Here is a 12,495-nt window from a genome sequence, read left to right as displayed (position 1 = left end):
TTTAGTAGTACATTCTATTAAGATGCTTTTTATGAATAATGCGTCAAAGGAATCTACCGCTAGGATTTCCGCCGGGTGAGCGATGAGCCATCGCCGACGCTGCGCGTCCGCCTGCAGCGGAAATCATAGCGGACACTTAATCGAGCTTTTTGGTGGGCATTATTCCTATATCACAAAGAAAAGCATAAAAAAAGGACACATCTTGTTCAATTTGAAACAAGAAGCGTCCTATTATTTGTTTATTCATTTGTTAAAGAGGGAACTGGAAACAAAGATGTACTAATTTTCTCCTCTACTTCTCGATAACAATAGAATCATATAACAAAGTAATCCAAAAAGTAAGGATATGAACAATGAATGCAATAGCGCAATATACAAATTTAACCTAGTTAGTATAACGAACATCCCGGAAAGTACTTGAGATGTTACTAATATAAGTGCAATGATCCAACTCCAGTAGATTGTCCGTTGAGATTTGTAGTTTTTAATAACATGGATTGCCGCGATAATTATCCAAACAAAAATCAATCCTGCTGCTAAACGGTGTCCCATTTGAACCCACTCATATAAGTTAGTAGGCAATGAGAATTCGTTATTCCTACATAATGGCCAATCCCGGCAAACTAAGCTAGACTCCGTATGTCGAACAAGTGCACCTGTATAAATGACTACATACGAATAAAGCGTAATACCAATTGTATGAAATCTCAGCGTTTTACCTATCCTAATTTTATCCGTGTCGAATTTTCGGTCAACTTCAAAAACTAGTAAAGTTAATAATAAAACGGCAGCAAATGATATTAGGGAAATACCAAAATGCAGTGCTAGAATAAAATCTCCTTGTCCCCATTTTACTTGTGCAGCACCAATAAGCGCCTGTAATACTAAGAAAAAGATAGCCATGAAAGATAAGAATTTTGTTTCACGAACATGCCCTAAAGAACGCCATGCCCAGATTGCTAAAGCAACAATAAAAATGCCGACAGCTCCTGTAACAAGACGATGAGAAAATTCTATTAATACTTCTGTTGTTATTACATCTGGAATAAGTTGTCCATTACAACCAGGCCAATGTCGTCCACAGCCCATGCCGCTATCAGTTTTCGTAACTAGTGCTCCACCTAAAAGGATAAGTAACATACCAACTGTAGAAACAATAGCGAGGCCTTTTAAATATTTATTAATGTGCAATGCGCCACCTACTTTATGTATCTTGTTCGTCCGTTTAAGACTATATCTGCTACTAGATAATATCGAAACATGAGAAAAATTACAATGTATATACTTTGAACACATGGAAACGAAAATAGCATTTCACAAATTGTTCATAAATTCGTGCTCGAACCTTCACAAATAGTGACAAAAAATGATTTACTATGGATATGTCCTATCGAAATTTACATTTTTATAGAACTTATTATACGAAAATCTTTATTCACTATAGAAATTGAGGAAGATTTTCGCTATAGTAAAAGGTAGCGGAATATGCTTACAACTTTGAAAGGAGGGGCAGCATGTCAAATGGACATTCAATAACCGCTACTACCGAAGCAGAAACAGACCCAGTTACAAATTCATTTCTTAAGGATTTTCTTTCGCTAATTAAAATCGGAATAGTTAATTCTAATTTAGTTACGACTTTTACTGGTTTGTGGCTCGCTTTTCAAATTACTAACCGAAACTTTCTACATGAGTTAGATTTGTTATTTTATACGCTTTTTGGTGCAGCACTTATAATTGCAGGATCTGCAGCGATGAATAACTATATCGATCGTGATATTGACCCTGTCATGAAAAGTAAGAAAGGTAGACCTACAGTTACTGGAAGATTCACACCATCAGCCGTGCTGATAACTTCCTTTTCATTTTTAATTGTAGGTGAAATCTTGTTATTTATGGCTTCAACTTCTGCGGGAGTTTGGGGACTGGCGGGTATTATCAGTTACGTTGTTTTATACTCTATGTGGTCAAAAAGAAAACATGTTAGTAATACGGTAGTAGGTAGTATTTCAGGTGCTATACCTCCAGTAATCGGATGGGCAGCAGTAGAACCAGGATTAAGTTTTGGTGCACTAGCATTATTCTTAATAATGTTTGCTTGGCAACCACCGCATTTCTATGCGCTTGCAATGAAGCGGACGGAAGAATATAGAGCAGCCAACATTCCAATGTTACCTGTTGTAAAGGGTTTCAAACGCACAAAGGTATCTATGCTTCTATGGATTTTACTTTTGTTCCCATTACCCTTTTTATTAATGGATCTAGGAATAATTTTTGTTATATTAGCAACAGTGCTTAATATTGGTTGGTTATTGTTCTCTATAAAAGGCTTTCGTGCGGAAGATGATATTAAATGGGCAACTGGTATGTTTATCTATTCCCTAAACTATATGACAATCCTATTTGTATCAATGATTATCTTTTCTATCTTTATCTAACTAGGGAATTCTTTCTTAAAGTCCATAAGAATTCATATAAAACAGAACGACCGTCCTAATGCACATGAATACAACTATGAAAGAGGGGTTTGATTTAGCTATGATGAAAGGGCTTAAAAAATGGCGACTTTTTTCACTGTTAGCAGCTCTAACGATTTTCCTATCGGGTTGTGGCGAGGAATATTTATCAACGCTTACACCTGCTGGACAAGTCGGAAGAGATCAATTTAATTTACTACTTTTAGCATCTGCTATTATGACATTAGTTGTTATTGTAGTAGTAATTATCTATGTAGTTGCAATAGTGAAGTTCCGACGCAAAAAAGTTGGAGAAAATGTGATTCCTAAACAAGTAGAAGGAAGTCATACACTAGAAGTAATTTGGACAGTTATTCCAATTCTTCTATTAATCGTACTTGCTATCCCAACCGTAATCTATACGTACAAACACGCGGATGTATCGGCAATGGATCATGTAGATGCAGATGGTAACAAAACAGCTGTTACAGTTAATGTAACTGCAAAACTTTATTGGTGGGAGTTTGAATATCCAGATTTAGGAGTTGTAACTGCACAAGAACTTGTAGTTCCTACAGGGGAAAAAGTTTACTTTAACTTAAAGGCAGCGGATGTAAAACACTCATTCTGGATCCCAGCAGCTGGTGGTAAATTGGATACAAACGTAGAGAACGTCAATCAATTCTATTTAGAATTCGATAATGAATCTGCTGGATTAAAAGATGGCGTATTTTATGGTAAATGTGCGGAGCTTTGTGGTCCATCACATGCTTTAATGGATTTCAAAGTGAAAACATTAAATCGTGACGACTTTAATGCTTGGGTAGAATCAGCGAAAACAACAGAAGCTGTTGCAGATGGTGACCTTGCTACTCAAGGGGAAGAAATTTTTAATACAAGCTGTATCGCATGTCATGCAACTTCGGCTGCAGGAACTGCTGGTGGTGTTGGTCCTAACTTAGCAGCATTTGGAGATCGTAACCGTGTTGCAGGATTCATGGAACACTCAGAAGAAAATCTTAAAAACTGGATTAATGATCCACAGAAATACAAACCAGGCAACTTAATGCCTCAGCCAGAACAACTTAACAATGGCGAAAAATTTAGTGAAGAGCAATTAGATGCTCTTGCAGAATATTTAATGGGACTATCTATTGAAAAATAATTTTCATAGATAATTATGAGGGAGGTTAAAGTTGTGAGTTCTATCGCACAGAAAAAGGGCTTTGGCGCAACTTTGTGGGACTATTTAACAACAGTCGACCATAAAAAAATCGCTGTCATGTACCTCATTGCTGGTGGTTTATTTTTCGTAATCGGTGGTATTGAGGCAATGCTAATCCGTATTCAATTAGCGAAGCCAGATAACGATTTTGTAAGTGCAGGTCTGTTTAATGAAATTATTACAATGCACGGAACAACGATGATTTTCCTTGCGGCCATGCCGTTACTATTTGCATTTATGAACGCTGTCATGCCACTTCAAATTGGTGCACGTGACGTTGCGTTCCCATTTCTAAATTCACTAGGTTTTTGGTTATTCCTTTTTGGTGGTGTTTTCCTTAACCTTTCTTGGTTTATGGGTGGTGCACCTGACGCAGGGTGGACTTCTTATGCATCATTATCTCTAGCGTCACCAGGTCATGGGATTGACTTTTATGCAATCGGACTTCAGATAGCTGGTGCTGGTACTTATATTGCTGGTATTAACTTCCTTGTAACGATTATTAATATGCGTGCACCAGGTATGACATATATGCGTATGCCATTAATGACATGGACAACATTTGTTGCGAGTGCGTTAATATTATTTGCTTTCCCACCACTTACAATCGGATTATTCTTCTTAATCCTTGACCGTATGTTCGGAGGGAACTTCTTTGATCATACAATGGGTGGTAATACAATTATTTGGGAGCATTTATTCTGGATTTTCGGGCATCCTGAAGTATACATCTTAATATTACCTGCTTTCGGTATTTTCTCAGAAATCTTTGCAATATTTGCACGTAAACGTTTATTTGGTTATTCATCCATGGTATTTGCAACTGTATTAATCGGTTTCTTAGGATTCATGGTTTGGGCTCACCATATGTTTACAGTTGGTTTAGGACCTACAGCAAACGCTATTTTCGCTGTTGCTACAATGGCAATCGCTGTTCCTACTGGTATGAAAATCTTTAACTGGTTGCTTACGATTTGGGGAGGAAGTATTAAAGTTACGACTCCAATGCTGTATGCTTTAGGATTTATACCTTCTTTCGTAGCAGGTGGGGTAACAGGTGTTATGCAAGGGGCTGCACCTCTTGACTATCAATTACATGATTCGTACTTTATCGTTGCCCATTTCCACTATGTAATCGTTGGTGGAGTAGTTTTAGCAATTTTAGCGGCATTACATCTATGGTGGCCATTAATGTTTAACCAAATGCTAAGTGAAACACTAGGTAAATGGACTTTCTGGTTCTTCTTTATCGGTTTCCATTTAACGTTCTTCATTCAGCATTTCTTAGGACTAATGGGGATGCCTCGTCGTGTATTTACGTTCGGAGCAAACCAAGGTTGGGATTTATTCAACTTAATCAGTTCAATCGGTGCCATTTTCATGGCAATTGGTGTTGTAATTCTTGTTGTTAACATCATTATTACTGTTGTTAAAAACGTACCAGTTGGAAATGACCCTTGGGGAGATGGACGTACGTTAGAGTGGGCTATTCCACAACCAGTACCATTTTACAACTTTAAACAAACTCCACTTGTTCGTGGACTTGACACATTCTGGATTGAAAAACAAGAAGGAAATAAAGAAGGGATGACATATGCAGAACCAATTTCTGATATCCATATGCCAAACAACTCATTTGTTCCTTTCGTTATGACATTAGGTTTATTTATAGCTGGATTCGGAGCTTTATATAATGGTGAAAAAGATTGGGCAGTACCAGTATTAGTACTTGGATTAGCTATTACATTCGCTTCTATGGCTGTTCGTTCTATCAAAGATGATCACGGTTACCATATTCACAAAGAAGATTTGATGAATGAAAAAGGGGGTAAATAATAATGGACTTAGATAAAAAGTACACCCCACAAACTTGGCCAGATCACCCAGAACAGGTAACAATGGAAGGTAAGAATAAATTTCTAGGTTTCTGGCTGTTTCTAGGTGGAGAAACTGTACTGTTTGCGAGTTTATTTGCTACTTATTTAGCGCTTAAAAATAAAGGACCAAGTGGTATGGAGTTTTCTACTCAAACATTATTTGAATTGCCACTAGTGTTTGTTATGACAATGATACTTCTTACTTCTTCATTAACAAGTGTGTATGCAATGTATCATATGAAAAACCATAATTTTAAAGGTATGCAACTTTGGTTAGGAATTACAGTTGCTCTAGGTCTTTCATTCTTAGCTTTAGAGATTTATGAGTTTAATCATTATGTACATTTAGGATTTAATTATAGTCAAAGTGCGTTTTCATCCGCTTTCTTTACGTTAGTTGGAACGCATGGTATACACGTTGTAGTAGGTTTAGTATGGTTTATTCTATTAATCGTACGTAATGCGAAGCGTGGATTTAGCTTGTATAATGCACCAAAATACTATACTGCTTCTTTATACTGGCACTTCATCGACGTTGTGTGGGTATTCATCTTTACAGTAGTATACTTGATGGGAGTTGTTGGTTAATATGTCTCACGACGCTCAAGTTTATGTTAAATCTGACACTGAATTTAATTATATTAAGCAAAAGAGAAAGCAAGATATGCGTGGCCAAATAACAACTTTTGCAATTATGATTTTCTTAACTCTAATTGCGTTTGCTGCTGTTGCTGCTGACTTCTCTAAATACTTAATAGCACCCGTAATTTTATTACTTGCTGCAGTTCAAGTTGTATTACAACTTTATTATTTCATGCATGCAAAAGAAAAAAATCATAATGTTGCGATGTTTTTCTTGATTTTTGGAGCATTCCTCGCATTTGTTTTCATCCTTACTTTTTTAACGATTATCTGGTGGGGATAATACAAACGCAAAAGTCGAGACTAAGAATTTTCTTAGTCTCGGCTTTTTTCATTTGTCATAGTTCGTTCATTGAAGTTATTGTATATGCGCTTTATAATGGAGTTAGTAGTAAAAAAAGGAGAGAGGTTACGTATGCCTTTAAGTATATTTGGTTTTCAAGCTAATTGGAGTCCTGTCTTAATCGGATTATTAGTGTTTATAACTATTTTATATTTTTTAATAACAGTCAAATGGCGAAAAGACTTTAAAGTTTCAGAACCCTTAACAAAAAAAGAAGTTGCTTATTTTTTAACAAGTATAGTACTTGTTTACATCGTTAAAGGATCACCAGTAGATTTGATGGCTCATATTATGTTCTCCTATCATATGGTACAAATGGCTATATTACTGCTCTTAATCCCGCCTTTATTATTGAAGGGGATTCCATGGTGGGTTTGGAAAGTTATCATTGAATTACCTGTAGTACGAAAGGTATTCCCCTTATTAACAAAACCATTATTTTCGTTAATTATATTTTCTGGTTTGTTTTCGCTTTACCATATACCATTAATTCTTGATTATATTAAAATGGACGAGGTATTGCATGGAACATATACGTTTATATTATTTATTTCAGCAATCTTAATGTGGTGGTCAATCGTCGATATTATTAAAGGTGAAAAAGGTTTGCACGGTTTAAAGAAAATTGGTTTTATAATAGGTAGTGCCATATTAATAACACCAGCTTGTGCCTTGATCATTTTCTCAGGATCTGCAAATTACGTTACGTATACCGATGGTGAGGCATGGCTTAAAGCAATGGAATTATGTGTACCTTCTAGTACATTATCTGGTCTGTCACTTTCTGGACCTGAATTATTCTCTAATATGTCACCTGAAGCAGATCAGCAACTTGGTGGAATTCTCATGAAAATTATTCAAGAGATTATATATGCTGTAGTATTAGCGTCTATATTCTTTAAATGGTTTAAAAATGAACAAGAAACCGCAGATGAAATTACACAGAAAGCATTAGATGATTTAAAATTACAAGCAAATTATAATAACAAATTTTAAGTATTCAAGGAGAAATGATGATGAGTTTACCTGTATTACCAACTATTAGTACCTTTTTCATCGTATTGAGTGCAATATTAGTTGCAATTGGATGGGTATTAGTATCGCAAAGAAAAATAGAAGCACATAAGAAGACAATGATTGCTGCAGCCATTTCTGCTTTGATTTTTTTCATCATTTATGCTTCGCGAACGATTTTTATCGGAAATACCGCATTTGGTGGACCAGATGATATAAAAATTTACTATACAGTATTTTTAATCTTCCATATTGTACTTGCTACTACTGGTGCTGTATTTGGAATTGTCACGATTGTTTTAGGATTTAAGAATAATATTGCAAGGCATCGTAAAATTGGTCCAATTACAAGTATCATTTGGTTTTTCGTTGCAATCACAGGAGTAGCTGTGTATTTGTTACTGTACGTATTTTATAGCGGAGGAGAAACAACTTCCGTTATTAAAGCGATAATAGGTGGTTAAATTAAAAAGTAGGATGTGGAAATAAGTGAAATTCCCACATCCTACTTTTTGCTTTCTATTCTAAAAGATTTGTTATAATTTAAAGTTAAGCTTTATCATCCCAGCTTCTTTTGCGGTTATAAATAGAATGACGAAGAGCGGTCCGATTAAAAATCCAAGAAAACCAAATAATTTTGCACCGATGAACATGGCGATTAAGATTGCTAAAGGTGATATTCCCATTTGGGAACCCATTAATTTCGGCTCAACGGCTCTCCGTATTATTAAAAGAATAATAGCTAAAACCGTAAGTTTAGTACCTAGAACAATATCGCCAGTAATATATTCATAAATGGCCCATGGCGCTAAAATAGCAATCGAACCTAAAATAGGAATTATATCGACAATCCATATGATTAGTGCCATTATGATTGCATATTTTGGCGAAAGGACAAATAATAATCCGATAAGCGATGCACCTAAAATAATAAAGCTTGCAAAAATTTGCGCTTTCATAAATCCAATCATTACTTTTTTTACACTTGTGCTCATCACACGTACTTTCTCGGCAGTATCATCGGATAAGTAACGAAAAAATTTAGTTCGCAACCTTTCCAAATCTAACATAAATAAGAAAAGAGCAATTATAAATACGATAAAATTGATTAAAAAGTTTGGAATATCAGTGAGAAGTGCGGTTATATTAGAGTAGCTAAGCAAATCGAGTAAAGCATCTTTCATGCTCATTAAAGTAGAATCGAATTTACCTTGTATGGATTCGACAACCTCTTTAGGCAGGCCTTCTGTGTATTTAAACAAGTTATTTTGCACGTTTATCCAAATGCCTGTTGCACTATTTAAATGAAAAGGAATTACTTTAGATGTATAAATGAGCTGGCTTATTAGCTTCGTTATTACAAAGTATATGAAGGCTGAAATAATAATGATTAAGAAAAAGAAATTTGTCATAACTGCTAGTTTTCGATTCCATTTAAATGTTCTTTGAGTTAACTTTACAAGAGGTTCGATAATGATTGCAGTAATCAAAGCTAAAATGATTGGTAATGATACTGGAATGATGAAGATAGCAATTAGTAAAAGGAAGAGCCATGTAATTATATATTTCACATACTCTTTTTTAAAGAGTTTTAACACGATTGGTTATACTCCTTTCTTCAGCGTTTCACCTAGTATAGACAACATATCTATTTTTGAACAGATTAAAAACGCTAGAGAAATTATTCTCTAGCGTTTTATGCAGTCATCATTATGCTTGTATTTCAAATGCACTTAAGTCTTTTTTTAGAGCAGTTAGTACTTGTTCACATGATTTTACTAAGTGGTTAGGGAATACTTCATTTTCCCCATATTCAACACCATGTGGATAATAATGTTTGCCAACTACTGGTTTTAATAAAGTAATGTTTGCATCATGTGCACCTACATCACCGTCTTTTGTAAAACCAAATACTCGAAGATAAAATGTTCCTTCTTTTATTTCATACTTTTTGTCATAAGTTACACGTTCATAATCCCATTGACCTTCGCGGATTAATCCGTTCTTTTTCATAAGATCATCTAATAAATTTAGATCAATGACAGTGTTTTCTATACCTGTGTTTTCGAAATACATTGAATTGTCCTCCTTCACGTTCGAATTGCCATAGAATACGTTCTCATTAATATTAATTCAAATTTGAAAATGTTGCAATGGCAACATTGTGTCTTTCGGTGTAAGCTTGATATACTAGTGAAAACGAAGTAATCGTTAAGGAGAAAAATGAGATGAAAAATCTATTTCGCATATTAATAGCCGTTACTATTGTACTGGTAATTTTTATATATTTTGATAATCCTGTAAAAGAAAATGAACTTATAAGGGGATCTAACAACTCTGGTCAGTTAATACCGCAACAATTAACAGAAGTTACCGAGCCTGCTAACATTTTTGATAGACCAAAGGAAGGAATATCTACTTTAATAGGAGAGTCTTCCCAAAAGCTAATTGATTTGTATGGTAAGCCAACAAGAATCGAACCATCTGGATTTGATTATGAGTGGTGGGTGTATAATGATTCTTTTACTACTTATAGACTGTTTGGTGTATCAGATGATCTAGTCTCACAATCATTTGCAATCGGTGGTGATCTAGATGTCACTCCATACAAAATAGGGCAATCGCTAACAGATATTTATCGATTTACGCTTGTGCAATCAGAAATCACCATGTCTATTGATTCGAATACTTATACTTTTTCATTAACAGAAGAAGATATTAATACCCGAATTTTAGTACAATTCGATGATTTGTTTGCAATCTTGTATATAGATATGGAAGACCAACAGTTAGAAGCAGTTCGATTTACAGATGCTAATACGCTAGTAAAACTGAGACCGTATGATATTTTATACAATGGAACGATGATAGATGTGGAAACTCCAGCTTCTTCCTTGCAAGCTGCGATCGATAGGGCGAATGAGCGACAGGTTGTAGAAATGACAAATGTAATCCGTCACAGGAACGGTTTACAAGTTTTGGATTCCAATTATGCATTGCAACAAATAGCAAGAGAACATAGTGAAGAAATGGCGAAAAATAACATTGTTATTAATGAGACATTTGAAATTCCTAAATTTAGCGATAAGTTAAAAGAGTCATCCATTCATTTTGTACGTGCAGCCGGGAACACAGCCGCTTTTTACTTTGATGCAGGTGAAGCAGTTAATGGTTGGTTAAATTCGAGAGATCATCGTGCCACATTACTAGGTGAATGGTATACACACACGGGGGTAGGAGTCTACAGTAACTACTACACCCAAAACTTAATTGAACAACATACGGTGAAAGAAAGAAAAAATGACACAAGTGATTAACCAAAAGTGCCTAGCAAATTGATTATTAATAAATACACTGGGTACTCTATGTATATTTAGGAGTGTTTTGAACAGAAACATGTTATACACCATAAATATTTTGATGTGAAAGGGATGCGAATTATCGTATCCCTTTCACTTTTTTACGGTAATTTTATGGTAATCATTCGTTTCTTGCTCTTTCGTAAGCACAAATAATTGAAGTTCCAAAGCCTTTAGGTAAAAAAATAGCCACTTTCCTATGTAAATAAAAAGTAGCTAAATATGCTATTGCCTGCTATGGCTCTCTATCGTATTTCCACCTATTTGATTTGCAGAAAGTGTTCTTCTTATAGCACATATTGCAAAGCATTCACTTTGCAAAAGTAAGCAAGGAACGCATGAAAGGAATCGATAGAGCGCAAGAAATAGTATCCTCGATCACTTTCACAATGATTAGTAAGATAGCTTTCTCTAACTTTTCAAATCAATGACCACTTTCATTTCACGTTGTAGGTACGTAGCGGAGAAATATCCGCAACAAGGGTACCAAAAATGATGTAGCAGGAAGAATTGCATCACTTCCTGCTAAACTTAGCCCTCGGTTATAATGTAGTAATTATTTCGTCCAATGCGAAAAGAGAACGTACAAGTAAAAAATGTGATACTTTTTCATTTAATTTCTTGTGAAGGTGTAACTTGACTCAGCAAATAATAATTGTTGATTAAAGGGATCTTGACTAAAACCGACGCATCTTTGTGACAATTTTGTGACAATGGCTAACTGAACTGCGTCACGCATCCTAAGTGCAATTCAAAAATTGTGCGCAACTCAAATAATTAATTAAAAACGAATGTACCTTCTTTATCTTCATAAAGTGAGCGGATATGCAAAGGAACATTATGGAGAGCAGCAAATTTGGCTGCTCTTTTTTGTATGACTTCTACAGGTCCATTTATTTTGTGTTGTAATTCTTCATAAGTCATAGAAGAAATCAATTCAACGTTTTTATTTCTAAAAGGATCGGAAGTCATAACACCGGGAACATTTTTATAGAATTCCACTACATCTGCATTCAAATAATGTCCATAAACGACTGCAGTTAGATCACTACCACCTCTGCCGAGAGTAGTGAAAGTTTGCGCTTCTTCTGAAATACCTTGAAAACCTGGTACTACAATACAATTGACATGTTGGAAGGCGGCTGTTATCGATGTTGTATCTACTTTCTCTATCTGAGCATCTCCGTAAGCATCATTTGTTATAATTCCCGCACTTTTCCCGTATAAAAGAGTTGCCAAGATTCCTTCATTTTTTAACTCTGCACATAATACTGATGCAGATATTAGTTCACCACATGCCGAAAGTAAATCTGTTTCAACACTGCTAGCGGAGTTTGGTATTAAATCTAATAATGTGTCCGTTGCATAGTGCTGACCGCTTCTTCCCATAGCTGATACAACTACCAATACTTGTGGGTGCATACTAATTGCTTTCTTAATCCTTGCTAATACCAATTTCCTGTTCTGATGATCTTGCATTGCGATCCCACCAAATTTTTGCACAATCATATTTTCAACCACTCTACTCGTGACATTTCAAACACTCCGTTCATACGATACAAGGAATTCATTTTACTTT

General features: G+C 35.3%; 12 protein-coding genes. 8 read left to right on the top strand and 4 right to left on the bottom strand.

The genetic code is table 11. The annotated features are described in order from the left end of the window. Positions 1-279: 279 nt before the first annotated feature. On the bottom strand, positions 280-1,191 hold the full coding sequence (locus BMZ04_RS01510) for a COX15/CtaA family protein (protein WP_304442092.1): 912 nt from the start codon (positions 1,189-1,191) through the stop codon (positions 280-282). A 323-nt stretch (positions 1,192-1,514) separates the two neighbouring features. Here BMZ04_RS01510 and cyoE point away from each other — a divergent pair, with 323 nt between their 5' ends. The 7 genes from cyoE to BMZ04_RS01475 all read left to right on the top strand — a co-directional run bounded on the left by cyoE (position 1,515) and on the right by BMZ04_RS01475 (position 8,021). Beyond that, the gene (gene cyoE, locus BMZ04_RS01505) at positions 1,515-2,438 is read left to right on the top strand and encodes a heme o synthase (RefSeq protein ID WP_093264060.1); all 924 of its coding nucleotides are present in this window, start codon (positions 1,515-1,517) and stop codon (positions 2,436-2,438) included. Positions 2,439-2,538: 100 nt separating this feature from the next. Beyond that, on the top strand, positions 2,539-3,621 hold the full coding sequence (gene coxB, locus BMZ04_RS01500) for a cytochrome c oxidase subunit II (RefSeq protein WP_093264056.1): 1,083 nt from the start codon (positions 2,539-2,541) through the stop codon (positions 3,619-3,621). Between the two features lie 33 nt (positions 3,622-3,654). Next, positions 3,655-5,517: a cytochrome c oxidase subunit I gene (locus tag BMZ04_RS01495; RefSeq protein WP_093264053.1), complete on the top strand. Its 1,863-nt coding sequence runs from the start codon at positions 3,655-3,657 to the stop codon at positions 5,515-5,517. A 2-nt stretch (positions 5,518-5,519) separates the two neighbouring features. Next, entirely contained in the window at positions 5,520-6,146 is a 627-nt protein-coding gene (locus BMZ04_RS01490; RefSeq protein WP_093264049.1) for a cytochrome (ubi)quinol oxidase subunit III, read from the top strand. Between the two features lies 1 nt (position 6,147). Beyond that, on the top strand, positions 6,148-6,483 hold the full coding sequence (locus BMZ04_RS01485) for a cytochrome C oxidase subunit IV family protein (protein ID WP_093264045.1): 336 nt from the start codon (positions 6,148-6,150) through the stop codon (positions 6,481-6,483). 132 nt (positions 6,484-6,615) lie between these two features. After that, entirely contained in the window at positions 6,616-7,539 is a 924-nt protein-coding gene (ctaG, locus tag BMZ04_RS01480; RefSeq protein ID WP_093264042.1) for a cytochrome c oxidase assembly factor CtaG, read from the top strand. A gap of 20 nt (positions 7,540-7,559) precedes the next feature. Next, positions 7,560-8,021, top strand: coding sequence for a DUF420 domain-containing protein (locus BMZ04_RS01475; RefSeq protein WP_177184277.1), 462 nt, complete (start codon positions 7,560-7,562; stop codon positions 8,019-8,021). 72 nt (positions 8,022-8,093) lie between these two features. Here BMZ04_RS01475 and ytvI read toward each other — a convergent pair whose 3' ends face one another. Both ytvI and BMZ04_RS01465 read right to left on the bottom strand, forming a co-directional pair. Beyond that, a complete protein-coding gene (ytvI, locus tag BMZ04_RS01470; protein ID WP_093264035.1) occupies positions 8,094-9,155 on the bottom strand; it encodes a sporulation integral membrane protein YtvI in 1,062 nt (353 codons plus the stop codon). 112 nt (positions 9,156-9,267) lie between these two features. After that, positions 9,268-9,633, bottom strand: coding sequence for a YugN family protein (locus BMZ04_RS01465; RefSeq protein ID WP_093264032.1), 366 nt, complete (start codon positions 9,631-9,633; stop codon positions 9,268-9,270). 152 nt (positions 9,634-9,785) lie between these two features. On the opposite strand from BMZ04_RS01465, the gene BMZ04_RS01460 reads away from it, so the two are divergent. Next, positions 9,786-10,874, top strand: a complete 1,089-nt coding sequence (locus BMZ04_RS01460) for a CAP domain-containing protein (RefSeq protein WP_093264029.1) — start codon at positions 9,786-9,788, stop codon at positions 10,872-10,874. 819 nt (positions 10,875-11,693) lie between these two features. Here the strand turns inward: BMZ04_RS01460 and BMZ04_RS01455 are convergent. Then, positions 11,694-12,425: an amino acid kinase family protein gene (locus BMZ04_RS01455; protein WP_093264026.1), complete on the bottom strand. Its 732-nt coding sequence runs from the start codon at positions 12,423-12,425 to the stop codon at positions 11,694-11,696. Positions 12,426-12,495: the final 70 nt, after the last annotated feature.

The organism is Psychrobacillus sp. OK032, assembly GCF_900111345.1.
Classification (GTDB): domain Bacteria; phylum Bacillota; class Bacilli; order Bacillales_A; family Planococcaceae; genus Psychrobacillus.
Note: the sequence above shows the minus strand (reverse complement) of the source record. Positions and strands in the feature narration are given on the sequence as shown.